20 protein-coding genes are annotated in these 25,145 nt (G+C 51.1%); 5 read left to right on the forward strand and 15 right to left on the reverse strand.

Features of this window, described 5'->3' with window-relative positions; all coding sequences use genetic code 11:
• Positions 1-125 precede the first annotated feature (125 nt).
• From V3U24_02485 to V3U24_02530, 10 genes are all read right to left on the reverse strand, one after another.
• A complete protein-coding gene (locus V3U24_02485; GenBank protein ID MEE9166317.1) occupies positions 126-314 on the reverse strand; it encodes a hypothetical protein in 189 nt (62 codons plus the stop codon).
• A gap of 322 nt (positions 315-636) precedes the next feature.
• A complete protein-coding gene (locus V3U24_02490; protein MEE9166318.1) occupies positions 637-2,715 on the reverse strand; it encodes an elongation factor G in 2,079 nt (692 codons plus the stop codon).
• Complete coding sequence (locus V3U24_02495; protein ID MEE9166319.1) at positions 2,708-2,983, reverse strand: hypothetical protein; 276 nt, start codon at positions 2,981-2,983, stop codon at positions 2,708-2,710. Before V3U24_02495 ends, V3U24_02490 begins: the two co-directional genes overlap by 8 nt.
• Positions 2,983-4,065, reverse strand: a complete 1,083-nt coding sequence (locus V3U24_02500; protein MEE9166320.1) for a mannose-1-phosphate guanylyltransferase — start codon at positions 4,063-4,065, stop codon at positions 2,983-2,985. The genes V3U24_02495 and V3U24_02500 overlap by 1 nt, the downstream gene beginning before the upstream one ends.
• A gap of 21 nt (positions 4,066-4,086) precedes the next feature.
• Positions 4,087-5,814 carry an Ig-like domain-containing protein gene (locus V3U24_02505; GenBank protein MEE9166321.1) on the reverse strand — a complete coding sequence of 576 codons (1,728 nt, stop codon included), beginning with the start codon at positions 5,812-5,814 and terminating at the stop codon, positions 4,087-4,089.
• Positions 5,811-6,518 carry a DNA/RNA nuclease SfsA gene (gene sfsA / locus V3U24_02510; protein ID MEE9166322.1) on the reverse strand — a complete coding sequence of 236 codons (708 nt, stop codon included), beginning with the start codon at positions 6,516-6,518 and terminating at the stop codon, positions 5,811-5,813. The genes V3U24_02505 and sfsA overlap by 4 nt, the downstream gene beginning before the upstream one ends.
• A 20-nt stretch (positions 6,519-6,538) precedes the next feature.
• Positions 6,539-7,696 (reverse strand): PLP-dependent aspartate aminotransferase family protein, encoded by a 1,158-nt coding sequence (locus V3U24_02515; GenBank protein MEE9166323.1) that lies wholly within the window; start codon positions 7,694-7,696, stop codon positions 6,539-6,541.
• Positions 7,697-8,079: 383 nt separating this feature from the next.
• A complete protein-coding gene (locus V3U24_02520) occupies positions 8,080-8,418 on the reverse strand; it encodes a carboxymuconolactone decarboxylase family protein (protein MEE9166324.1) in 339 nt (112 codons plus the stop codon).
• Positions 8,419-8,449: 31 nt separating this feature from the next.
• Complete coding sequence (locus V3U24_02525; protein ID MEE9166325.1) at positions 8,450-9,592, reverse strand: PLP-dependent aspartate aminotransferase family protein; 1,143 nt, start codon at positions 9,590-9,592, stop codon at positions 8,450-8,452.
• A 301-nt stretch (positions 9,593-9,893) separates the two neighbouring features.
• Complete coding sequence (locus V3U24_02530; GenBank protein ID MEE9166326.1) at positions 9,894-10,847, reverse strand: cystathionine beta-synthase; 954 nt, start codon at positions 10,845-10,847, stop codon at positions 9,894-9,896.
• 182 nt (positions 10,848-11,029) lie between these two features.
• On the opposite strand from V3U24_02530, the gene hisC reads away from it, so the two are divergent.
• Positions 11,030-12,115, forward strand: coding sequence for a histidinol-phosphate transaminase (hisC, locus tag V3U24_02535; GenBank protein ID MEE9166327.1), 1,086 nt, complete (start codon positions 11,030-11,032; stop codon positions 12,113-12,115).
• 180 nt (positions 12,116-12,295) lie between these two features.
• Complete coding sequence (locus tag V3U24_02540) at positions 12,296-13,453, forward strand: class I adenylate-forming enzyme family protein (protein MEE9166328.1); 1,158 nt, start codon at positions 12,296-12,298, stop codon at positions 13,451-13,453.
• A 335-nt stretch (positions 13,454-13,788) separates the two neighbouring features.
• Here the strand turns inward: V3U24_02540 and V3U24_02545 are convergent, their stop codons facing one another.
• The 5 genes from V3U24_02545 to V3U24_02565 form a co-directional block, all read right to left on the reverse strand.
• Positions 13,789-14,910, reverse strand: coding sequence for a M48 family metallopeptidase (locus V3U24_02545; GenBank protein MEE9166329.1), 1,122 nt, complete (start codon positions 14,908-14,910; stop codon positions 13,789-13,791).
• Complete coding sequence (locus tag V3U24_02550; GenBank protein MEE9166330.1) at positions 14,907-15,380, reverse strand: NUDIX domain-containing protein; 474 nt, start codon at positions 15,378-15,380, stop codon at positions 14,907-14,909. Before V3U24_02550 ends, V3U24_02545 begins: the two co-directional genes overlap by 4 nt.
• On the reverse strand, positions 15,373-16,494 hold the full coding sequence (tgt, locus tag V3U24_02555) for a tRNA guanosine(34) transglycosylase Tgt (protein MEE9166331.1): 1,122 nt from the start codon (positions 16,492-16,494) through the stop codon (positions 15,373-15,375). The genes V3U24_02550 and tgt overlap by 8 nt, the downstream gene beginning before the upstream one ends.
• 308 nt (positions 16,495-16,802) lie before the next feature.
• Entirely contained in the window at positions 16,803-18,155 is a 1,353-nt protein-coding gene (radA, locus tag V3U24_02560) for a DNA repair protein RadA (protein MEE9166332.1), read from the reverse strand.
• Between the two features lie 118 nt (positions 18,156-18,273).
• Complete coding sequence (locus V3U24_02565; GenBank protein MEE9166333.1) at positions 18,274-21,429, reverse strand: BamA/TamA family outer membrane protein; 3,156 nt, start codon at positions 21,427-21,429, stop codon at positions 18,274-18,276.
• Between the two features lie 36 nt (positions 21,430-21,465).
• On the opposite strand from V3U24_02565, the gene V3U24_02570 reads away from it, so the two are divergent.
• From V3U24_02570 to V3U24_02580, 3 genes are read left to right on the forward strand one after another with little or no spacing between them, the layout of a single operon-like run.
• A complete protein-coding gene (locus V3U24_02570; GenBank protein ID MEE9166334.1) occupies positions 21,466-22,323 on the forward strand; it encodes a UDP-2,3-diacylglucosamine diphosphatase in 858 nt (285 codons plus the stop codon).
• 7 nt (positions 22,324-22,330) lie between these two features.
• On the forward strand, positions 22,331-23,500 hold the full coding sequence (locus V3U24_02575) for a hypothetical protein (GenBank protein ID MEE9166335.1): 1,170 nt from the start codon (positions 22,331-22,333) through the stop codon (positions 23,498-23,500).
• Positions 23,497-25,086 carry a hypothetical protein gene (locus tag V3U24_02580; GenBank protein MEE9166336.1) on the forward strand — a complete coding sequence of 530 codons (1,590 nt, stop codon included), beginning with the start codon at positions 23,497-23,499 and terminating at the stop codon, positions 25,084-25,086. Before V3U24_02575 ends, V3U24_02580 begins: the two co-directional genes overlap by 4 nt.
• Positions 25,087-25,145 lie beyond the last annotated feature (59 nt).

A 25,145-nucleotide genomic window follows, 5' to 3' on the forward strand; every position in this document is an offset into this window, starting at 1 on the left:
GGAATATGGATGAGGGTTGAGGGAAGATGGATGAAGGATGAGGGAAAATGGATGATGAACCAATGTTATAAGACGGGAAGTGGAGTGTCGCACTATCTTAGAATCTTGATGAAGTATTGAGGCTTTCAACTCCATCGTCGTTCGTTTTTTCCTTGTTTCGTGGTGAGTAGAATTGAAGTAAATATCTTCTTGAATTCACTTGCCTCTCTCAGAAAATCTTGAATCTTTTCCAGGCCTGTTCTTTCGTCGAAGACGGCTTCCAAAACCCTTAGCCAATAGTGGCTCTCTCTACTTTCTTTCAGAACAATACCAATCTTATGAGCAAAATCCTTTCTGGATCACTCCCGACAGGTCGGGATGCCTCCTCGTAGTTGCTGCCAATTGAAGTAGATGACTTTGCAAGTTGATTACACGGAACTGAGTATTTGAATCGATTTGGCAAACTACTGAGAAACATCAACATATTTACCCCAAAACTGAATGTCCTATCCAGTAACTCAATGGTCTCATCCTTCATTCTTTGAGCTCATTTAACTATCTTGAAGGCATGAATCACCACACAATGTCAATTCCCAATCCTCCGCCCTCCATCTCCCATCTCACATCATACATCTCCCATCCTCCATCTTCCATCACCTACTCCTCTTTCTTGCTTGCTGCCACCATCTTCTGTTCAAGATCCTTTGGAAGTTCCTCATAATGGCTGAACGCTTCGGTGTGAAAACCCCGCCCACCCGTGAGTGAACGGAGCGTGGTGGAATACCTATAGAGGTTTGCCTGAGGTACGTGAGCCTTAATAACCTGAAAACCGCCCTCAGTTTCCATTCCAAGAATCTTGCCACGGCGGCCTGAAATGTCGCCCATGACGTCTCCCATATGATCCTCGGAAACTCTGATCTCTATCTCGCTGATGGGTTCCAATAAACAGGGCCGCGCTTTCATGAATGCCTCCTTGAATGCCTCTCTTCCAGCGATCTGGAAAGCAATATCTTTGGAATCCACGGGGTGTTGTTTGCCATCGTAAAAATCCGCCTTCACATCCACCACCCTGTATCCGGCAAGGATTCCCTCTTCAGAAGCCGCCCGCACTCCCTTCTCCACGGAGGGTACAAATACCCGGTCCACATTTTGACCCACAAGACTATTCGTGAATTCAACACCGGAACCGCGGGGCAGAGGCTGGATATTCATCCGCACTTCCGCAAATTGTCCCGCCCCGCCTGTCTGTTTTTTGTGACGAAACCTGGAGTTCCCCTTTCCTTTGATGGTCTCCCTGAAGGGAACCCGAGGTTCCACGAGATCCACATCCACGTTGAACTTTCGCCTGAGTCTTTCCACAACGATCTCCAACTGCAGTTCACCCTGGCCCGAAAGGATGGTCTGCTTCAGCTCCGGATCGACTTTGAAAATGAAGGTCGGGTCCTCCTCGTGGAGTGTTGCCAGACCCATGGCGATTTTCTCTTCATCCCCTTTCGAATTGGTCGCAACGGCTTCATGAATGTTCGGCAGAGGAAATTGAATCCTGGGAAATTCCACCCTTGATTTCCTGTCACAAAGGGTATCTCCTGTGTGAGTATTCTTCAACTTCACGACCGCCCCCACATCACCTGCCGTTATCACGGCCGTTTCCTTCCGGGTTTTACCGTTCATGACAAAGACCTGCCCCAACCGTTCCGATGCTTTGCGCGACGAATTCCACAAATCCAAACCGCTCTTGACGGCTCCCGAGTAGACGCGGAAAAATGAGAGTTCTCCCACATGAGGTTCGCTAACGGTCTTGAAAACAAATAGCGTGGCAGGTGAATCCTCTGAAGTAACTACATCCACCTCTTCTTCGGTCCCCTCCTTGAGGGCCCTGACGGATTCCACATCGGCGGGAGACGGACAGTATTTGGAGATGATATCCATCATCCGCGAAACCCCCACGTTCTCATCTGAAGCCACACACATAAGGGGAATGACAGTACCGTTGAGGATGGCGGCGTGAATGCCGCCCCGAAGCGCTTCCTCAGATAGACTTCCTTCTTCGAAGAACTGCTCAAGGAGGGAATCGTCGGATTCAGCGATGTATTCGATCAATTCCTTGTGCAGGGATTGCACCTTGGATTGCCAATCATCGGGAAGGGGGCCTTCCTGAAACTTTCCACTCCCATCCGTTTCATACGTCAGCAACTCCTGTCTGAGCACATCGGCTATCTGATTGAAACCGGGCCCCGGATTCAGAGGAAGCGTGAAAGGAAAAATCCTCTTCGAATAGTGTGCACGAAGCGTCTCGAGGACGCCTTCAAAATGTGTATTCTCTTTATTCAACATGGTGATCACGATCAATTTGGGGAGGTCGAATTCATCTGCGGATTTCCATACAAGGTCCGTCCCCGCTTCCGGACCCGAGACGCCGTGGACGGTGGTCAGGACAAAATCCGATACTCTCAGGGCACTCTTTGCCTCACCAGCAAAATCGAAAAAACCGGGCACGTCCATCATGTTGAGCTTCTTTCCCAACCATTCACAATGGAGCAGAGTTGCGCTGATCGAGATCTGTCTCTTGATCTCGTCAGCGTGATAGTCGGATACCGTGGTCCCATCCTCTATCGTTCCAATTCGATTCGTCGCACCCGCATTGTAGAGCATGGCTTCGGACAAAAGCGTCTTTCCTGAAGTCCCGTGACCCACGACAGAAAAATTCCGAATATCTCCGGATCGACTGTCATCCATGGGCATTCCTTTCTAGCACGCCGCCGCCGGAATTGATGAAGTCCCGCAGCGCCGGTACGATATAATGATCTTCAATTCTCAGTTGGCGGAAAGATTCCCCCAGTACTCGTAATCGCTGGCCCAGTGGTCTTCTCTTATTCAAGACAATGAACTGTTCACCATTAGCCGTGCAGTAGCCCCCCACAAAATCACCTTCACCCTCAATGAGAACGATCCCCATTTGCTCTGCCAGCTTCTCGAAATGGGCATACAGTTCGTCCGGTCCCATCAGAGAACCTCGTCACGACCGGACTTCTTGAGAAGGGTGACAATTTTCTTCACTTCTTCCACCCTATCTCTCGAAACAACAAGTGTCGCGTCGTCAGTGTTCACAACTACAATATTCTTCAGCCCTATAACCGCTGTCAATTTGGAATTGGAGTGAATCAGACTGTTCTCCGCGTCAACCACAATGGCATCGCCCCGGATGACGTTGCCGGACCCGTTCTTGGGCAACATATCGTAGAATGAATTCCAGGAACCGAGGTCACTCCATTCGAATTCAGACCTGACGACAACGATGTTCTCCGCTTTCTCCAGAATACCGTAGTCCACCGATTTAGGCGTCAGCAGTTCCCACTGGTCCTCGAGCGTGGACGGGTAGTCTTCTGTGCCAACCGACTCACCGATATCCTTCAGGATTTCGTAGTGCTCGGGCAGGAGAGTTTCCATGGCATCAAGGTACGCCGACGCCTTCCATACAAACATCCCGCTATTCCAGAGGAAATCGCCGCTCTTGAGGAACCGCTCCGCTACGGATCGGCTCGGCTTTTCAGCGAACGTCTTCACCTTATAAGCTTTCCCTTCGATGAGTTCATTTCGCTGATCAAACTGAATATACCCGTATCCAACGTGGGGGGAGGACGGCACCACCCCAATAGTGACAAGAGCATCCTCGCTCCGGGCCAGCTCCGAGGCAGTCCTCAGCGCGGCGGAGAACTTCTTATGACCAACGATAAGGTGATCAGCGGGGAAAACTCCCATAACCGAATGAGGGTCGCGCTTGAGAAGATGGTAGGCTGAGAGACCTATACACGGCGCCGTATTCTTGCCCGATGGCTCCACAATGATATTCTCATGACTTACACCTTCGATTTCATCCTTAATTCTTGACTCTTGTTCGCGACCGCTGACGATTACTATCTCCTTCATGAAATCCATTTTGCGCAGTCGGTCAACCGTTATCTGAAGCATGGACCGGTCACCAATAATATTCAGAAGTTGCTTGGGACGAGAGTCCCGGCTCAGGGGCCAGAATCGCGTACCCCTCCCACCTGCCATTATAACTCCATACATACCTTCAGATTTCATGATCGATCAGCTCTCCCTCACTCATCGGGGCAGCGCACCTGGCTGTTCTGGATACTCGAGAACTACCCCTTCGACATCCCAGTTGGCTCGAACCTCAATGGTGTCGGAAAAAACAAGAAATGGTTCAGAGGGTTGAAACGGAATAGCCTGACCATACGTATATCTGCCGTTCCCATCTCTGTCCTGATAAGCTGTCAAAATCCAAAATAGAGCCGGAAGCGTACTGAAGGAAAAGCCACCTTCTGAATTTACACTGACTGAATAAGAATTCGACAGATTTTCTGTGGCCGAAACCGTGACAACAGAATTCTCAATGAATTCTCCCATGACGGAACCGTACAGTCCACCGGATGCGATCTCCTCATTTACCTTGATCTCAAAATGGACGGTGCTGTCCTCCATACCTGCCCCTTGAAGGGAGCGTATCATATGCCCGAGAAGTATTATATCGTAGGTTTGGTCTGGGCGCCATCCTTCTTCCGGCACCACCAGCAACCTGGCGGAGTTGACCCAGTGAACCGTGGATTTCAGGCGCGTCTGAGAGGTGTCCATAACGGCGACCGCTTCCTGAAGATTCTCCACCTGAACCGGCTCGTCAAACTGAACATGAACAGGGTCGATGCCGGGATCTATCCGCACCGGTTTGTCCTTCCCGGGGATAACCACGACCGGAGCCAGAGTGTCCCTTTGCGGCACAACCAGCTTACGGGCAAATTCGGAGACAATCTCACCTGTTGAATCCTGAAGTCCAGAAACGGATAGGAGGTAACCCTTCCCCTCCTCCAGACCCTCAGCGTGGAAGAGGATTTCTCGGCCTCCATCATGGTACTGAAATAGTAGACCGGGTTCGATTTTCGTGGAGTCATCCAGATTAACAAGTTCAATCACAAAGTCTTGTTGTGCGGAAAGATCAACCGGATTTGTGAATCGGACTGTGCCCCGGCGTGATGTTTCCATCCCCGCCGAGACAACCCGGAAGGGAGGAACCTCTTTGAAAAGCTTTGCATTCACATGTCTCACAGTGTCGTTGCGAGAGACAGAGATGGGACCCTGCCAGTGTACACCATAGGGCATTCTCGAAGGGACAACAGGTGCAGGAGGCGTCCCGCCGCGGAGCGCGATCACCTGGTACGGGCCTGGGTCTAGATACGAGAAGGTGTAGCGACCCGAATCGTCTGTTTCAACGTAATAATCTGGTTCTTGGGCAAACAGACTGTCCAGCTCACTATTCCCAGCCCGGTAGAGATAGACTGTGCTGGAACCTTCCTTTTCACTGTAGACGGTCCCATTGATTCTCCCTTGAGAGACTTCAGTCCCCGTGCTGAGGGCAACCTGGTAGGTGCGATCCAGTCTGTTCCCATGTTCATCCTGAATATTTCTCGTCACCGTGATTAAATAGGTTTGGCTTTCCGCCAAACTCTCAGGGAAGTTCACAAGAATTCGATTCTTCTTTACCCGTATAGTGACAGGCGTTGTTAGCGCCGGGGCTATTCGGACCCCCTTAGCTGACTCCGGCTCCTTGAGTCGTTCAGAAAAAATGAGCGTCATGACAAAACCTCCGGATATCCCTGTGGTACCGGAACGGGGAATTACGGAATCGAGGAAAGGAGGGGTCTCGTCGACGGGCCCCCCGGGGGGTGGCGAAACGGCGGCACACCCCAGCAGGATAGATAGTGACGCGAAAACTGTGTGTCTGCTTTTCAGCAACGAAAAATCGAATATTGACGGTACTTTGTTCGCCGATCTCAAAATGGGATCAGATCGTAGGGTATTTCCCTTCTGAAACGGATATGAGGGGGTTCCACGTGGGCAGAAATTGCCCAGACCCTCACACCATTTTTCGCGGCGGCTAAAAGAGCGGCTGCGAATGCGGGATCCCGATTCCAGTGGGGCCTGAACAGCGTAACGTCTCCCCTCTGACATACAAAGAGAGCGCCGGCCTCAAATCCTGATTCTGCCAGATCCATCAGACCCATCATGTGCCTCGCCCCGCGACTCGTCACTGCGTCAGGGAACATGGCCACACCCTCAATCACCAGGGTAACGGACTTGACCTCGAGATACATGAGCTCGCCGTCCTTCTCCAGCAGGAAGTCGAATCGATGATGTCCCTGCTTTATCTCCGTTTGAACCAGACGATATCCCTTGAACATGGGGAGATCTCCCCCCTTCAACAGCGACGCCACAAACCGGTTGGGAAGCGTACTGTCAATGGAGACCCACTGGTGTCCTGTTTTGACCATGACGGTCGTCCATTCCGTCTTCCGGGGACTCGAGTTCTCCCGGAACACCTTCCTCACTTTGAGTCTGGCGCCAGGGACGAGAAGCTCCTTCAAGCGGCCGGGATCGGGAAGGTGACTTTCAACCTGCGTATCGCCAATTTCGACAACCGTCAAGAATCGATTTGGCCGCTCGACAAAGGTGGCGTCCCTCAAAGGTCCGGGTATCCTCACGGTGACGTTCCCATGGTCGGTCAATTCCGAAGAGCTTGACCAAAATCCTCGATCAGTTCTTCCGTGGATTCCAGTCCCACCGATACGCGAACAAGACTGTCAGAAATCCCCAACCTGGCCCGGTCCTTTGCCGCCATCCCTGCGTGAGATGTTGATGCAGGTCGAGTGAGGAGAGTCTCCACACCTCCGAGACTGGGTGCCACAATGGGAAGTCTTGCCCTCTTCATAAATGTCTCCGCCGCTTCACGCCCCCCTCGGGGCTCAAAGCTCACCATGCCACTGAAACCGTCAAAGAGTTCCTTCGCTCTCTCATGTCGGGAGTGACTTGTGAGGCCGGGATAATTCACTTCTTCAATTGCCGGGTGATCCTGAAGAAACCGGGCAATCTTCAAGGCGCTTTCATTCTGAAACTTCACCCGCACGGCCAGCGTTTTGAGCCCGCGGTGAAGAAGAAAACAGGCATGAGGATCAAGAGAAGCACCGAAATGGTCGAGCTTGTGAGTGATTCTATCGATCAACTCAACCCGGCCGATCACAGCGCCGGCAACCAGATCTGAATGACCATTCAGGTATTTGGTGCAGCTGTGGCAGGAAAGGTCAAATCCCCATTCAGGTGGACGGAAATTGACAGGGGATGCGAACGTATTGTCGATAATGGAGAGAAGACCGTTATCCCTTGCGAATTCAACCACGGCATTGAGATTGCCAATCTGAAGGAGAGGATTTGTCATGGTTTCCACATAAATCAGCTTGGATTCTTTCCTGAGTTTGTCTCTCCAGGAATCGGGGTCATCCCCGTCAATAAAATCAAAAGATATTCCCCATTGGCCCAGATGGTTTGTGATGAACGTATGAGTCCCTCCGTACAGTGTGTCCTGAACCAGGAGGTGATCCCCCGAAGAGAGAAAGGTGAGGAGCGTCGACGTAATGGCCGCCATTCCGCTGGAGGTAACGAGAGCAGCTTCCGCGTTTTCCAGCGCGGCCAGTTTCTCGTGAAGGACCAGATGGTTCGGCGTATTATTCAAGCGGATATAAGGAATATCGTGATAGCCCGTGTCACCGCTGAATTCGTACATGGCCGTCTGAAAAATGGGCATAACGACGGCCCCGTCAACGCGCGGATCCGGTTCTCCACTGTGAATGATCTTCGTCTCAATCGATTCATAAGACTTGCTCATGATTATCCCCCGCTATGTTAAGAGATGACATCCCACGTTTCTCAAACCGCCGGCCATAGGAACCCGGTAAAGTTTTGTTCAAAAGATGGGTCTAACAAAAGAAAAATAGTCTGAAACATTTTTTGCATCTGAATGAATGGTCCGCGAACATTGACTCAAACACGCCGTCCTTGTTCGGAGAGGCCCCGAGGAATCCGGAACTCATGTTCTTTTCAATCGAGGCGGTGACCACCAGTACATACATAAAAGCTGAGCTTGAACGCCACTGCGCCGAGGGAACGAGTGGTGACGTTGAGCGCTTTTGGTACAGAAAGCTTAGTCTGGTATGTACCCCTGTCAGCCTCCAGGTATGTTATGGCTCAAATAGGAGAGTCTCAGCAACCCTAACTCGTAAGCTCGTCAAGCGTGGAGACAGCCCGTCTCACATGAGGAATACAGACCGAGCCACCCACCACGAGTCCTACATTGAACAGTTCGTAGAATTGGTCCCGTGTCACATCCAGTTCGCGACACTTCATAATATGATAGGAAATGCAGTCGTCACACCTCAACACGAGTGAGGCGACCAATCCCATCATTTCCTTGGTCCTGCTGTCGATAGCCCCTTCTTCGAATACACTCCGATCAAGACCGAAAAAACGTTTCGTATCCAGGTTTCCTTCATGGAGTATCTGATGATCCATCTTTTCCCGGAACGCTCTGAATTCTTCTACTTTGTTCATGTTCGCTCCTTGCTATAGAGACTACCCGGTTCTAGGCCCTTCCCATCGCCTGTTCCAGGTCGTCGACAATATCACCCGGATCTTCAATTCCCACGGAAATGCGAATCAATCCGTCTGTGAGGCCCCGCGCATGTCGCTCCTCTTTGGGAACGTCTCCGTGAGTCATCGTTGCAGGGTGCGTGATCATGGTTTCCACGGAGCCAAGACTCTCGGCCAGTGAGCACAACCTCACACTATTCATGACGGTCCTCGCAGCAGGGATTCCCCCCTTCAATTCGAAGGAGATCATTCCGCCAAACCCGGACATCTGCTCTTTTGCCACCTCGTGCTGAGGATGAGAAGGTAGTCCCGGATACATGACTCTGGTCACTTTCGGATGGTTTTCCAAGAATAGTGCCACTTTTCGTCCATTGGAATCGTGACGTGCCATTCGAAGTGAGAGCGTCTTCACGCCGAGAAGTGTCAGCCAGCAATCGAAAGGACCTGGAATGGCACCGATTGTCTTTTGCACGAATTTCAACTTCTCAAGAATATCCTTCCGGTTTGTGATCACCACGCCGCCGATGAGTTGATTGTGCCCACTCAAGTACTTACTGGTGCTGTGCATGACCATATGGGCGCCAAATTCGAGTGGTCTTAAGAAAACCGGAGTGGCAAAAGTGGAGTCCACAGCGTAGTACAGTCCCCTCTCTCTGGCAATCTCCCCCATAACTTTTAGATCTGTTACCTTCAAGAGAGGATTCGTGGGCGTTTCCACCCAGAGCATCTTGGTCTTTGAGCGGACAGCGTCTCTGACCTTCTCCGGACTGGATGTATCCACGTACGTGAACTCAAGATCGTATTTCACGAGAATATTACTGAAATATCGATACACTCCACCATATACGTCATCGGAACAGACCAGATGATCGCCGGCCTTCAAGAGTTTCAAACAGGCATCGACAGCTGCCATTCCACTGGCAAAGGAAACACCGTATCCCCCCCCCTCAATGGCTGCCAGATTCGCCTCCAAAAGTTTCCTCGTGGGATTGGCTGACCGGGTGTAGTCAAATCCCTTGTCCTTTCCCACCTCCTCAAGGACGTAAGTCGCGGTCTGGTAGAGGGGCGGAAGTATTGAGCCCGTTGTCGGATCGGGCTCAATCGCTGCCCTGACGACTTTTGTGTCAAATTTCACTTTCTTCTCCTTTCACTTTGCAGCCACGAAGTCACGAAGACACAAAGACTGCAGAACTATTCTTCTTATTCCATATCAAAGGTTGTTTCGTCCTAAACAATCGGGAGGTCTACTTGCCTTTGAAATTGAAGTTCTCGCTCGAACAGCTCATGACAAAAACAGACCTCATAGATCTTTTCAAATAAGCCTGGCCCCAGAGTCGTGTGCACTCTAAATGCCGCGCCGACAATCTTTGCAGCTAACTCCTCTTCTTTGCTGCTCAAGGCCCTAAAGTTCTTGGTGCTTCTGTGTCTTTGCGGCATCAACCGAGAAATCCCTTTTTCCTCATCCAATCGTCATCCACGAACTTGCTCAAATAATTCCGCATTGAGTCGGGGAGAATCACGAGACATCTGTCACCTTTCCTGAGTTCCGGGGCAACCTGAAGGGCTGCCCACACGGCTGAGCCCGACGATCCTCCCACGAGCAGGCCTTCCTCACGAATCAACCTTCTCGCCATGACGAAAGAATCTCTGTCATTGACCTTGACATACCTGTCCACCAGGGAATTATCCAACACATCCGGAAAGAAATCATACCCGATTCCCTCCACCAGGTACGGATAAACCTCCTCCCCCCCCCCGAGAATGGATCCGTAAGGGTCGACCCCCACTATGGTAACATCTGGCATTTCTTCTTTCAGCCTTTTCGCCACCCCGGTCACGGTTCCCCCGGTCCCCACCCCGATGACCACCATGCTCAGGTTGTCACCCATGTCTTCAAGAATCTCCTCGCCAGTTTGGTAATAGTGCGCGTCAGTGTTACCAGGATTGCTATACTGATCGAGGATATGGGAGTTGGGAATCTCATCGTTGAGCTGCCTGGCAACACCGATGTGGCTTTCGGGAGCGTCCCAGGCCGCTTCGGTGGGCGTACGGACAATTTCTGCCCCAAGGGCCTCAAGGATGACTTCCTTTTCCCTGCTCATCTTCTCCGGCATGGTGACAATCATGCGGTAGCCCCTCACCGCTGCTACCAGAGCCATTCCAATCCCGGTATTGCCTGACGTGGGTTCGATGAGAGTATCCCCGGGCTTAATGCGTCCTGACTTCTCCGCTTCCTCAATCATTCTGACGGCGATGCGGTCCTTTACCGAACCTCCAGCGTTCAGAAACTCGCACTTTCCATAAAGGTCACAGTCAAGATCGGACCCGACTCTTTGAAGTCTAACGACAGGAGAATTACAGGTTGCCTCTAAAATATTGTCTAGAATCATGTGGGTTCCTCACAAAACGAATTCATCAATACATCTCACCAAAGCTCTGTGTAAATTCATGGTGTGATGGCAGAAATGTAGTCATTGCAGAAGGCTCGATTCGAATCCCTCTTGAGGAGAATGTTAGCAAACTTTCGGGAGGGAAAAAATGAAAAATGTCTTCAGACGGGCCCGAATAATCAATGCCCCTTGTTCCGAAAAACATCAAAGAGCTCGCCCCTTACATCCCAGGCCGGCCCATTGAACAGGTCCGCAGGGAGCTTGGCCTCTCGGAGATCTCTCAACTGGCGTCAAACGAGAATCCCCTGGGTCCCTCTCCGATGGCTGTCGAAGCACTCCGAAGGGAATCGACCCAGTCAAACCGATACCCGGAGTCGGGAGGGAACGGACTTCGAAAAGAGTTGGCGGTCAGATTTAACATTAAGACTGAAAATGTGATACTGGGAGCGGGATCCGAAAGTGTTATGGCCACCATTATGCGGACGTTTCTTCTTCCTGAGGATGAAATCATCACGGCAGCCGACTCCTTTCTCGGGTTTACCCTGTTGGCCAGGGCGAGCGGAAAACGAGTCCACTGGGTCCCCATGAAAGACAACCGGTATGATCTGGAATCCATGGCCACGCACATCAATGAATACACGAAGATTATCTACCTCGCAAATCCTGACAATCCCATGGGGACCTATTTCACTGTCGAAGAATTCGACTCGTTCATGGAAAAAGTCCCTGCCCGGGTCCTTATCATTATGGACGAGGCTTACTTTGAATTCGCCCGGCATCTATCTGACTATCCGGACTCGATGCACTACCGGTACGATAATGTCATCACGCTTCGGACTTTTTCCAAAGCTTACGGTCTGGCGGGAGTTCGCATCGGTTACGGATTCGCCCATGATGAACTCATATCCAACCTTATGAAAGTAAAACCTACTTTCGAGCCATCGCGCCTGGCCCTTGTCGCAGGAACTGCAGCTCTGGACGACACAGACCATCTCAAGAAAACTGTGGAGCTCACCCATAAGGGTATTGAATTCCTCAATGAATCGTTTAGCCAACTGGGAATTCCTTTCGTACCCTCCGCCGCCAACTTCGTCACCACCAGATGGAAATCGGAAGTCCGGGCGGAAGAGATCTGCCAGAAGACCCTGAAAATGGGGGTGATCCTGAGACATCTAAAACCGTTCGGATGGCCTTCCCGCATCCGCGTATCCGTGGGCCTTCCACATGAGAATGAAAAAGTCGCAAGCGCGTTGAAATCATTTCTGTAACTGTCAACGCACACCACACCGAGTGGCGTATCCGTACTGGAAGATTCCTCAATCCTTCCAAACTGTTCCCGGGAAATGAGATCCTGGGATTTTCCACTTGAACAGTTGAGCCCCGACGCTATGGATCACGAAAGCGGAAACACCGTTCACTCTGTCAACGGCGTCCCCCCATCGGAGATAATGATTCCATACCCCAGTATCCGTTCTCTTCTGGAGTCACAGGTTCGACGCTATGGTGACAGATCATTCGTGATTTCCTCCTCAGAGGGAAGCAGAACAAAACTCTCGTACAACGGATTCTCCCGGCGGGTCTCCCACCTGGCGGCCTTGCTGCAGTCCGAAGGGCTTGCCCATGGTGACCGAATCGCAATCCCTGCGGGGAACGGCATTCAAACCCTCGTGGAATACTTCGCAATCTGGATGATGGGGTGTGTCGGAGTTCCCGTCAATGCGACGCGAGAGGAACGAAACCGTTCCTCCGTTCGCAGGTCTCGGGCTTCCACGGTGCTTTTTGAGATGAAGGAGGGTTTGCGCACCGTACATGGCTTCCGTACGGGCAGGAAATCCAAGCTCCGGGACGACGTGTTAATCGTTCTCCGAACTGATAACAGGGGAAACTTGAGGGGGATTGTTCTCTCTCATTACAATATTCTGGTCAATGCCATGGCCATCGCCGGTTCTCTCGAATTGACCGATGACCAGACGGTCCTCTGCACAGCTCCTCTCAGCGGCGTTACAGGTATTGTGGGATGCATTATGTCAGCACTCTATGCAGGATGCCGAATTGTGTTAGGCACTGAAGGAAAGCCGGACTTTCTTCTGAAACTCATAGACAGGGAGGGGGTACACCTGGCCTTTGCAGACGCGCAACTGCTGACCGGTTTTCTCGGGTCCTCCGGATTTCGCCGGAAAAACTCACAGTCCACATTCAAGTGCTTCGTTTCCTCTCACCGCCATCTTGCACCGGATATCACCCGGAAAGTTGAGCGGAAGTTCAACGTTCGGGTCATTCCCGGATTTGAAATTGCCGAGGCAACATGCTTTTCCAGCTTCCCACCCCTCTCTTTCTCCCAGCCCGAATCCACGGAGGGTCTCCCCGTGGGAACAGCCCTTCATGCATGCGAAATGACCGTCCTGGACGGGCAAGGCGAGGAATGTTCTGAGGGGCAGACGGGATGGGTTGCCGTCCGGGGGCATCACGTCATGAAAGGCTACCTGGACGATGAGAAAGCTACAGCGCACGCTTTCAGGTTTGGATGGCTTGACAGTGGAGAGAGGGGATTCTACGAGAAGAGTCCTGACGGCGTCAAGTATTTCACCGTCACTGGAAGAAAGTGATAAACGTTAGACGTTGTACGTTAGACGTTCGACGTTATGAGTTAGACGTTAGGCGTTGGACGCATCACGGATTAAGTATCAAGTATCAAGGATGAAGTATCAAGTAACAAGGATCCCCGTACGCTGACGCTACGGGACAGGCAAGGAACAAGTATCAAGTAACAAGGATCAAGTGACAAGGATCAAGTAACCAGTCACCAGTTGGCAGTTGGCAGTTTCACGCATTACGCATCATTTTCTCCATTTCTCCAACATCAATAATTAATTGTCAATGGTCCATAGTCAATCGTCAGTGTTCTCCATTTCTCCACTACTCCGTTCGTGTTCGGCGTTAGTCAAGTTTGAAGATAGCCGATTCGGTGTTCAATCGATGGATGACTGTGGAAGAGAAACTCAACAACGGGATGAGGATCCCTGTCGGCCAGATTCAATTCGGCAAGTCTTTCCAGAGCTTCGACCAGGGGGGCCGCGTTACCGCCGAGCATCTCCTTAGAAAAACTGTCCGCTGCCCGTTCATACAAACGGCTGACGGAGTTTTGTACGGGATGCGTTACAAATCCATAGACTCCGAGGAGAAGTATGAGGAGAGGAAGTGGAGCTAGGTTGCCCATCGATTCATATCCGAGCCTTGCTGACCATCCCGAATAAACCATGGAAACAACGTACAGGCCAAGAAAAGTGAAGAGTGTCCCGAGGACAATCATTTTCCAGAGATGCTTTCCCTTGAAGTGACCCAGCTCGTGAGCCAACACGGCGTCAATTTCATTGGGAGAAAAATTGTCCACAAGGTTATCCGCGAGCAGAATCCTTTTTGACTTGCCAATACCTGTAAATGCGGCGTTTGCCTTCCTCGTTGTCTTGCTCAAGTCAAATTGGAAAACGCCCTGCACTTTCATCCCAACGGATTCACACCTGTTCCTCACCAGCGCTTCTAATTCCTCATTTTCGACGGGAACAAATTTGTAGAAGAGAGGGAAGATTAGAACGGGTGCCAGTCTTCCCAGAAGCACGGTGAAGAAAAAGGCGAAAATCCCCACCGGGATCCACCAGTGTACTACGGTGGTGAGGAAATAATAGAATACGATGAGCACGGGTGCGCCAATGACAACCGCAACGAACACCTCTTTTGATTTCTCCCACCAATAGGACTTCAAGGTTAGACTCGAGAGTTCATACTTGTGCTCAAGGATGTAGTCGATGTACAAGGAAAGAGGAATCATCAGTATCAACTCAACGATTCCAATGACCGCGGCGAGAACGAGGAGCGCCAGGTAAGGGTTAGATGTAATAGAGTATGCCCACCTTTCCACCGTCGCGGTAAATCCCCCGAGCACGATTATCAGAAGATACAGCCAGCCAAGGAAAGTCTCACCAAGACCGGCCACGAGCTTGATCGTATTGTACCGCTTCGACCGCTTCAAGATTCTTCCATCGGAGATGTCATTTACGACTGTCATGCGTACTTTTCCAGATTCACCTCTGACCACTTTACCCTCTCGTCGCGTTTGAGGAGCATGTCATGAAGGACTGCAATACTCTCTCTCTGCTGTGTCCAGCTCAATCGGGCGAATGCATCGTCAAAACTCAGCCACCGGAACTCGGTGTGTTCTTTGGACAGCCGCACCTCTTTCGATTCTACCTCCACACCGAAAACCGGGACAACGTGCAGCCTGTCCCTGTAGGACTGGTAAAAAAGGCTCACATGATCAACCACAAAAATTCGGTTGGGATCGAGTCCCGTCTCCTCTTTCAGTTCTCTCAAAACCGTTTCCACGGCAGTCTCGCCTCCCTGCATCTTCCCGGCAACTCCCTGCCATAAATGTCCATAAACAGCCTCCTCATTCCGTTTGAGCAAAAGATACAACGGCTTCCCACCTTCCCATCGGTAGGCATAGCTGTCCACGTGTGTTGAAATAATGTCAGTCATGAGTCGTCTCCCTCACCTTTGCCAGAAACTGGCGGGACCACGATAAGTAGGTTCCTTCCTGGATCTCCTTTCGAATTCTGGACATGAGATCCAGATAGAAAGTAACGTTGTGAAGAGAACCCAGATGAAGCCCCAGAATCTCATTCAAGTTATACAGATGTCGAAGGTACGCCCGTGAAAAAGTCCTGCATCCGTGGCAGGCGCACGTTTCGTCAACGGGCGAAAAATCAAGTTTGTACTTTTCGTTCAACACATTGATGGTGCCGTTCCAGGTAAACAGTTGGCCGTTCCGGGCGTTTCGCGTGGGGATCACGCAGTCAAACATATCCATCCCAAGCCTCACGGCCCGGACAATATCCTGTGGCTTTCCCACCCCCATCAGATATCGAATCTTATCCCTGGGGAGTAGATGATCCATGAGAGATACGGTATCGAACATGGCGGACTTTTCCTCTCCCACAGCCAGGCCGCCCACGGCCACACCAATGTTGGCAAGGGGCAAGAGTTCTTCTGTACTCTGTTGTCGCAGTTCTTTCTGTATTCCGCCCTGAACAATGGGAAAAAAAGTGTCCCTCTTTCCATAAGATTCTGATGTCTGTTTCAGGTAATCGAAGCACCGGTTGGCCCAGGTAGTCGTTAGACTGACCGCCCGAGCGATTTCTTCCAGGGGTGCATCACCGGGCGGGCATACGTCAAGAGACATGATAATATCACTCCCCAACACCCGTTGAATTTCCATCGACTTCTCCGGAGTCATTTCATGGACACTCCCATTCAAAGTCGATTTGAACGTCACACCATCAGCGCTTATCTCTCTCAATTCTGCCAGACTGAACACCTGAAAGCCCCCGCTGTCGGTGACGATTGACCGGTCCCATGCCATGAACGCATGTAGTCCTGCTGCCTTCTGAATGATCTCCATTCCAGGACGAAGGTAGAGATGATACGCATTCCCGAGAACGATGGAAGCTCCTGCTGATTCCAGATCACGCGGAGCCAGGGTTTTTACCGCCCCGTAGGTACCGATGGGAATGAAGACAGGCGTTTCGATGTCTCCATGATCTGTGGAGAAGAGGCCACGTCTCGCAGACGTAGCCGGGTCACGTCTTTCCACCTTGAAATTCAGATCTCTCTCCTAATAAGAACTCAGTTCGCCTATTCTATTCATCAACCACATCCCGACTTGATCGGGACAGGGTGAACACAGAGCATATCAAATTGATATTAAGAACCTTACAATAGATCATTTCAAGACTATTTTGAGAATATTTCAGACACGTCATCGATCTCTAAACCTATGCCAATCATACTTCTCGATGACCTTCCCGCCTGCTCCCTCCTCTTCGGGAGCAGGCGGGCAGGTGTGGTTTTGAGGCGAATCTCATCTCAAGATCCTTTGGAAGATCCTGTGGATAATTGAGGTCAGAATAGGATTTCGAAGGCCGATTCCACCGACTCGGCCCCTCTGACAGAGATGCCGGAAATCTTCCTTTTCACTTTGTTCAGGCTGGAGGCCGGACCGACAAATCTGCCAAACTGGAGTTGTTTGGCCTCTCGAATCCGTTCTTCCATGCGGGAAACGGAGCGTAACTCCCCTGCCAGACCGACTTCCCCCGCAAGAGCCGTACCCGGAGAAATGGGTCTGTCCTTGAAACTCGAGGCAACGGCGGATATGACAGCAAGGTCCGCAGAAGGCTCATCAATCCGCATTCCTCCCACGAAGTTCACAAAGACATCCTTTGTCCCCATGGGAAAACCCAGACGTTTTTCCAGAACTGCGAGCAGCATGGCGAGACGTCGCAGGTCGAATCCCGTGACATTCCGCTGTGGAGTCCCGAAACTGGCGTTCGAAACAAGAGCCTGAACCTCCACCAGGATGGGGCGACTTCCCTCTACAGAGGCCAGCACTGCAGAGCCTGACACGCCGTCTTTCCGTTCAGCCAGGAAGAGTTCGGAAGGATTGGCCACCTCCTTCAATCCTCGGGAGGTCATTTCAAACACGCCTATTTCATTGGTGGGACCGAACCGGTTCTTGACAGCCCGGAGAATCCGATAATCATGACGCATATCGCCTTCCAGGTAGAGAACAGTGTCTACCATATGTTCCAGCATTTTAGGCCCTGCGATGACGCCCTCCTTCGTGACATGACCGATCACCACTGCAATCATACCTCGGGTTTTGGTTATGTCGAGAATTCTCTGGCCGCACTCCCTCAGCTGGCTCAGGGTGCCGGGAAGACTGTCAAGGGAATCTGTGTAGATGGTCTGGATGGAATCCACAATGAAGAATCTCGATCTTTGAAGTGAAAGGTGTTCCCCGATCGCCTCCCAGCGATTCTCACCCGTAAGAATCAGGTGCTTTGAATCAACTCCCAATCGCCTCGCCCGTATGGCGATCTGCTCTTCACTCTCTTCGGCCGAGATATAGAGCACCGGGTGCGACAGATTTGCCACCATCTGGAGGGCCAATGTCGATTTTCCGATGCCTGGATTTCCACCCAGCAGGACAACGGAGGCGGGGAGGAATCCCCCTCCCAGGACACGGTCCACCTCCGGAATGCCAGTGGTTGTTCGCGGTGCCTCTTTTTCAACCAGGATGTCCGTTAGAGGGACTGACTCCCTGGGCTCCCTCGCCGTTCTTTTTCCTTCACCGGGAAGGCGATACTCTTTAAGCGTTCCCCACTCTCCACATGCGGGGCATTTTCCAAACCATTTGGGAGAATCGGCTCCACACTCAGAGCAGAGAAAAGTTATTCTCGTTGATGTCCTGGCCATTTTCGGGCACGGCGAAGTTGGCGATTCCCCTGTGCAAAATCAAGTGGATTCGCCCCGTCTTCCCTCATGCAAAGTGGGAGATGTGCGCTGCAGTGGATTTGGTGGTGAGAAATGCGGGTTAGAGATCCGTGCCCAACGACAGGTAGTACTGAGGTCTGGAAGAACCTCTGATCAGGTAATCCCAGGCGGTATCGAACCTCAGGATGGTATAACCGAGATTGAGTCGGACACCTATCCCGTAGCTCATAATAAAATCGTCAAACTCCCTTTTTCCTGTTTCAGGATCGCGGGATATCAGGTGCAGGTTGTCATCCCATGCGGCACCGGCATCAACGAACATGACACCGAAAATATTTCCTAGAATTATCCGCAGAGGAAATCCGAGAGCCAAATAGTTGATAAACGGGAAGTGGAATTCAAAATTCCCGAGAAACATATTTGTTCCGACGCGCTCGATGAACCGGCTTCCCCGCACCGGAAGGACGAAGATGGAAAAGTAAAGGTTCTTAAGGTAGTCGGAGTCGAGCGGATCAAAAATGTCAAGTTCATCATAGTTGACACGTTCGCCACTGCGTTTCCCGTTTGCCTCACCAACCCCGAAGATCCAATTGTTCACCCCTCCCAACAAGAATTTCTGTTTGTCTCTTCCGAAGCTGCGTCCTGCGGTCAAACGGAGGGCCAGGCTGTAAAGTTGGGAAAGCCTGAAGTAGCGGCGGCCATCCAACATGATCGTCCTGAATCCAATTTTATCTCCGTACAGGCCAAAGCTCTCCATATACTGAATGTTGGCCCTCCATCCGTCGCTGGGTCCGGTGAAGCCCCACATGCTGTTGTCGTATACCCAGCTGAGGCGATACGTGGGGAGTCGCAGCGTCTGATCCAGGGAATCGATGATTCCGTACTCGTTGTAGCCCACGAGTTCAAACACACGGTGATTAATGAAATGATGGGTGAAGCCAAACTCCGCTCTCTGAAATCTGCTGAAAGGTCTTGACGTTGAGAAATCGAAACTGTAATGCCGCAGGCGAATGGAATAACTGTAGGTGGGACGAAAGAAATCAGCGGTGTGAAACAGGGATAACGAGTAGTCATTTCTTCTTTTCAGATACTCATACAGCAAGAAGTAGTCACTGCTTTCAAGATCGACGACCAGTTCCGTCCCCAGAAAAATTCGATGATCCCCCAGGATGTCACTGAAGGCGAAAAGGGTAGTACCCCGGTAACCGAAGACACTGCTGAAACCCGCCTGGCCACTGACAAGATCCAGGGTGAACCGCGTCTGGTACGCGTGAGTCTTGTAGGTCCCATCCGGATTCTCGTAATCTTCCTTGGACAGGGGCTCGGCCAATTTTTGAGCGGTTGAATCCATCAGATTTTCATTGTAATGGGCATATTCAGGAGCGAAAATATACCGGGAATAGATGCCTGCACCGTGCTCCAGAGCCAGTGGTTCCGTCGGCTCCTGGGGCTGAGAGACCGCCACCTGCTCATCTTCTTTCTGATCCCTTTTCACAACAAAATTGGAGGGTGACACCTCCCGGTGGCCCAACTCAAGGGGATTGCTCACCGAATAGATATCGAATCCGATTCCTGAATATCCGCTGAAGATCATTTTCTGATCGTCAGTGGACCAGCTGAGCTGGATGATTCCAGTGAGAACATTACTCACCGCTTTCACGTCGTCACTGTCGAGGTCGTGGAGGTAGAGATTCCACACCCCATTCTTGTCGGACGTATAGGCCAGAGTATTCGTCGTGTGTGACCAGACAGGATAATTCTCGTTGTGAGGAGTATCCGTAACAGAGCTTATCTCATGCGTCTCGGAATCGATGACATATATATCTGTCTGCCGGTAGTTGTGGTCAAACATGGAGAAACTGGCTGGCACTTCGGTTTTGCCACTCCGGTCCGAAACAAAGGCAATATATCTGCCATCGGGAGACCAGGACGGCTCGGAATCCGAGAAGATGTCCTGGGTTAAATTCTCCAGAGATTTCGTTCTCATATTGTACACGTAGATGTCGCCGGACTGCTGTTTATTCCCCACGAAAGCGATTCTCTCTCCATCCGGATTCCACGCAGCCGTGAAAATGCCGTCAAAGTCCGATTCGAAATTCACTTTTTCCCGGCTTCCCTCTTTCACGTCAACCACATAGAGGGCATCGGATTCCCCTGCTTTGGCAGCAAAGGCGATTTTTCTACTGTCTGGGGACCAGGTAATACCCGGCTGAAGGAGCTTCAGCTCTTCTAGTCCAGGCGTCCGGTTTCCTTTGACGAGCCGCTTGATCTCCTTCCCGTCGATAGCCGAAAGAAGATAGATATCGGAGTAACCGCTCCTATCGCTGATTATGGCAATCTTGCTTCCATCGGGAGAAATTGCAGGCGAAATATTGAAATAGTTTTTCAACTCCTCATGATTCGTGACCCGGTGGGCAAAATCCTCCAGCTCGTCTCTTCCGGCCACGTCGGGCCAGTACTCCTTTTTCAAATACTTCTCCCACTGGTTGGAGAGATCCTTGAAATCCATGCCCAACGCCTTCTGAAATGCCTTTGTCACATCTTGCTGCAATTTCGCCTGGCCAAAAATTTCACCAATCTTCTCACGACCATATTTTTCTGAAATGAACTTCCAGACGGACTGGCCCCCTTTATAAGCCATATAATAGTCCAGTTCCCGGATCCCTGGAATTCGATCGTGGACTGCCACATCCCGCATTATCATGTCGGCCTGGGTGTCCCAGTCGGTTGAAAGATACTCAGCCAGCCCTTCATTCATCCAGAGAGGAATGCGCACCCGTATCCGGTTCTGAATGAGACTCTGGGCCGATCCACCATAAATCATATCGTTGATAATCGCATGAACGAGTTCGTGATGGACTACGTGCCTGAACTGCTCGTAGGATCCCTCAAAGGGGACAACGACGCGGTTCTTGAACAGTTCGGTGACACCACCTACGCCTTCCGGCATGTATTGGTAGGTTACGTTCGTCTGCTGGAAGTCATTGTGGGAATTGTAAATAATGATGGAAACCCGTTTCCGAAGATCCCAATTCATATATCTTGAAATCTGCTCATGAGCGTTTTCAGCCACCTTGGAAACAAACTCGGCCAGTGATTGACCACCCTGATAGAAATAGATGTCGAAATGGGGAGACTGCAGATAGGACCAGTCGAAGACCTTGTACTGAACCTTGTTCTTCCCGAAATACTGAGCGTGAGTGCTTCCCGCCGACGTCAGGATGAATGCCAGAACAATTAAAACAGTTCGACGCATCGCAATCCTGTAACCACCAATGATATGTAAGGTTCCATGAAAGCCCATCTCTCGTCGAAAATAGGAAGGAAAAGCAGCGATGTCAAGGAAAGGGGGACATATTCCGAGCGGTGGGAACATTTTATTTGCCCCTGGAAGAGACGTTCGGTAAGTTTTCGCGCCGTGAATTCACCCCTCTTTTTTATCTCGGATATTCATCTCGGCTTGAAGAATTCCAACTATGAATTGAGAAAACGGGAACGCCTTGCGGAGTTTGTTCGTCATGTAGTGGAAAAGAAGGGTAGCCTTTTCATCGTGGGGGATCTCTTTGACTTCTGGTTTGAATACAAATATGTCATGCCCAAAGCCTACTTTGATATCCTGACCGTCCTCTACGAGGCAAAACGAAAGGGAGTGAAGATCTATTTCATTCCTGGTAATCACGACTACTGGACAGGGGAATTTGCTGAGAAAATCATTTTCACGGAGGTTTATCCGGACGGATGCACCCTGGAATTTAACGGCAAAAGATTTCACATCATTCACGGTGATGGACTTCTGTCACGGGATGGGGCTTATCGTGCGTTGAGAAGGCTATTCCGCAACAAACTATTTGTATTTTTCTACCGCTGGCTGCATCCCGACTGGGGATATTCCATCGCGAAATGGATATCGAGAACGGGGAATCACAAGGCCCACAGTGAGGAGTACGACGAGGCCGTGCTGAAAGAGCTGAAGGAATTTGCGTCGAACCACGGTAGCGATGGGGTCGATTTTGTAATCATGGGCCATTACCATCAGGCCCGGCAGGTAGACCTTGGCAGTACATCCCTGGTCATCCTGGGGGATTGGCTGAAATATCATTCGTTCGGATATTTTGACGGAAACGAGTTTTCACTGAATTACTGGAGATAGACGGTTAATGGTACGTTTCTCGCTCAAACATCGTTTCCCCGAAAGGTATGCGGTTCTTTCTTGCCTCATGGCCGTCATCACCTTGTCATCCTGTTCCATTGTGAAAGGACTTTTTGGCAAAGAAGAGATCGTCGAAATGACGCCTCAGGTGGTGGAGGAACTGAGAATTGCCTACCTCAAGGGGGATCTGGATGCTCTGCAGGAGTTGATTGCTCTCTATGAAGATGAGAATCAACCCCTGGATATTCGCATAGGGTCCGTCAGAGCCATGGGTGAAAGCCGTCATCCCATGGCGCTCCAGTCGCTGGCGAGTTATGTCAAGGAAGCTGAAGCCCTGGAGCTGGAACTCATGATGGTCAGTGTTGACATTCTGGGGAACTTTGAGGGAGACCCCATGGCATCGGAAGCTCTCAGGGAATCAATCCTGAGTATAGATGTGAAGCTAAGGGGGCTCCAGCAGGCCGTTTTCAAGAGTCTCACGGAGGTGAGCACCGAAGACAAAATCCTGCTTCTTCTGGACGTGTATGAGCGAAGTCGTGCGGCGTTTCAGAACACCGCTCTCATGGTTTCAAGAATAATGGGCAAAATGGACCGGGATGAAGTCATCCCCGTTCTGGTTTTTCTCGCCAATGACCGCTCGCTGGACATTAAGATCCGGAACCGTGCTCTCGATATCCTTGCCCAGAAGAAGGACAGTCCCGAGGTTGTGGACATGTTCGTGGAAATGCTCACGGACCCCACGATCGAGTCTCAGATCAGGGATTTTGCCCTCCGGACCATGAAGGACGTGAAAGAGGAACAACTCATCCTGGCTCTTCTTGACACGTACCACCAGGGACAGCGATCATACTTTTCTCTACTCAACACGCTCGTGGACGCATTGGGGAACTTTGACGACCCGGCGGTGATGCCAACCCTCATCGAAATAGCCCTCTCTTCCGACCTGACTCCACAGCTGCGAATCAAGGCGATAAACAACCTCGCCAGTTTTGATGATCCGTCGGTGTTCGAGCAGGTTCTCCCCATGCTCGAAGAACCCGAAAATTACCGGTACTATCCACACCTCATCAAACTGGCACGCCAGCTGGGCGTGACCGACCGGTACAAGAGTGAACTCGAAAGCGCCGCTCTGGTGGCACAAGAAAAAGCTCTGAAAAAGAAACAGTCGAAGGAATGAGTTCCGCAAGATATCTCCGTCCCGGATACGGCCTCGCCATCGTTTCGGTCATGATTCTCTTTAGCTGCGGACCTAAGAAACCCGTCTCGCCTTCCGCTACAGTCGCTGCAGCCCTCCAGTCGAGCGCTCAACCTGTAGAAAAAATGGATTTCTTCCCTGCGGTTGAACGCGCACGCAACGACATCGCATCCCTTATCGGGTTATCCAAAACGCGATTGGACGCCACGTTCACGGCGGTAATAGACTCCGCGATCGCTCAGGGAGAAGCCGCAGAACTTGATGGACTGCGGCAAAAAGAAAACTCAGTCTTTCAGGATCTCATTGCCACCCTCGATATGTTCCTTCAGTACGTCCCCTCCGGGGGAGTCATGGACCAGGAAGTGACCAGGGGAAGAAACAATGTGGCAGCCAAATATGAGTCATATACCAAATCGATCGATGCCGGCGTTACGGATGAATACGTGGACGCCGTGGAAAGAACAGCCATCGAGTCGAACGCGCGGAGCCTCATGACTGAACTCCAGTTCGTTGAATCCTCTCTCCCCCTTCCGCTTGACAGCCTGAAAGCAGGACCCACATTCGTTCTCGAAGCTGACTCCGTAGACCTCTTTTTTGAAGTGCAGAGGGATATCGAGGATATGAGCAAAGAACTTGAGCAGTTGAGAGCCACAGTCGAGCAGTATCAAACGGCAAAGGCCGAAATGAATGCCTTTCTGGAACGGGAAAGGGTCCTGTCAGAACAGATTCAGAAAAGCCAGACCGACATTCAGGTGCTGGAGCAGAAAATGGACACGACTCGTCAGGAGCAGAAGCAGGGCTTTTCACGACTTGACACAAAGCTCAAAGAAGGTGCCGACTCTCTTGGCACCGTAATTCGCCAGGTGGAAGCCGGCGTGAGGACCGATCTCTCCAAGCTCTCGTCGGGGATCCAGGACAGCCTGACGGCCCAGAAACAGGGGTCGGACAGTCTCTTCTTCCAGGTGGGGACCAACATCAAGCTGTTCAGGGAAGAGATTGATTCCCTTAAGGGCATTATACGCTACTTCGATATCGCAGAAAAAGGACTTCCGGAGATCGATGAAGAGATCCTCAATATTCTCAAACTTCCAACACTCCGCCATAAGGTAACGCTTAAGAACGGTACCGTGTTCGTGGGTGAGCTCCTGGCAGAGAACCTTGACGTCATCATTATGCAGACCGCCATCGGAAAACTCGTCGTGGAGAAGGATTCAATCGTTGAATTCGAGGAGAAGTACTTCCCGGGTCCGAGGGTTGAGTTCGAGGGCGAATACGAGCAGACCGAGTACCGCGATCGAGAGGAATTTCAGGGGATGGTCCGGAACGTGGGGAAGAAAAAAGCCGATTTTGTCAAAGTGACTTTTTTTCTCTGGGACGCCAGGTCGAATCCCGTGGGTGTGGGCTCGGCGTTTGTGGAAGGTTCCACGACTGAGTTTGACACCGGCGTCATCAGTGAAGCCACTGTTGTCCCGGGAGAACTCGCGATGTACCGCGTGGTTGTTGAAAAGGAACCCGGGAAAAAAGTGGCCTATCGTACCAATGAAGTCAAATGGAGAGACTATAAATAGAGAACAGACTGGTGATTGGTTAACTGGATACTGGTGACAGGATACTGGTGACTGGATAC

This window comes from Candidatus Neomarinimicrobiota bacterium (assembly GCA_036476315.1).
Taxonomy (GTDB): Bacteria; Fidelibacterota; Marinisomatia; order Marinisomatales; family S15-B10; genus JAZGBI01.

Bases quoted from the DNA above. Each gene is read 5' to 3' on its own strand.
- V3U24_02495 (MEE9166319.1), bottom strand. From the start codon at position 2,983: ATGGGACCGGACGAACTGTATGCCCATTTCGAGAAGCTGGCAGAGCAA.
- V3U24_02545 (MEE9166329.1), bottom strand. From the start codon at position 14,910: ATGACAGTCGTAAATGACATCTCCGATGGAAGAATCTTGAAGCGGTCG.
- V3U24_02570 (MEE9166334.1), top strand. From the start codon at position 21,466: ATGAAAGCCCATCTCTCGTCGAAAATAGGAAGGAAAAGCAGCGATGTC.
- V3U24_02490 (MEE9166318.1), bottom strand. From the start codon at position 2,715: ATGGATGACAGTCGATCCGGAGATATTCGGAATTTTTCTGTCGTGGGT.
- hisC (MEE9166327.1), top strand. From the start codon at position 11,030: ATGCCCCTTGTTCCGAAAAACATCAAAGAGCTCGCCCCTTACATCCCA.
- V3U24_02550 (MEE9166330.1), bottom strand. From the start codon at position 15,380: ATGACTGACATTATTTCAACACACGTGGACAGCTATGCCTACCGATGG.
- V3U24_02565 (MEE9166333.1), bottom strand. From the start codon at position 21,429: ATGCGTCGAACTGTTTTAATTGTTCTGGCATTCATCCTGACGTCGGCG.
- V3U24_02575 (MEE9166335.1), top strand. From the start codon at position 22,331: ATGGTACGTTTCTCGCTCAAACATCGTTTCCCCGAAAGGTATGCGGTT.
- V3U24_02580 (MEE9166336.1), top strand. From the start codon at position 23,497: ATGAGTTCCGCAAGATATCTCCGTCCCGGATACGGCCTCGCCATCGTT.
- radA (MEE9166332.1), bottom strand. From the start codon at position 18,155: ATGGCCAGGACATCAACGAGAATAACTTTTCTCTGCTCTGAGTGTGGA.
- V3U24_02500 (MEE9166320.1), bottom strand. From the start codon at position 4,065: ATGAAATCTGAAGGTATGTATGGAGTTATAATGGCAGGTGGGAGGGGT.
- V3U24_02540 (MEE9166328.1), top strand. From the start codon at position 12,296: ATGATTCCATACCCCAGTATCCGTTCTCTTCTGGAGTCACAGGTTCGA.
- V3U24_02515 (MEE9166323.1), bottom strand. From the start codon at position 7,696: ATGAGCAAGTCTTATGAATCGATTGAGACGAAGATCATTCACAGTGGA.
- V3U24_02520 (MEE9166324.1), bottom strand. From the start codon at position 8,418: ATGAACAAAGTAGAAGAATTCAGAGCGTTCCGGGAAAAGATGGATCAT.
- V3U24_02530 (MEE9166326.1), bottom strand. From the start codon at position 10,847: ATGATTCTAGACAATATTTTAGAGGCAACCTGTAATTCTCCTGTCGTT.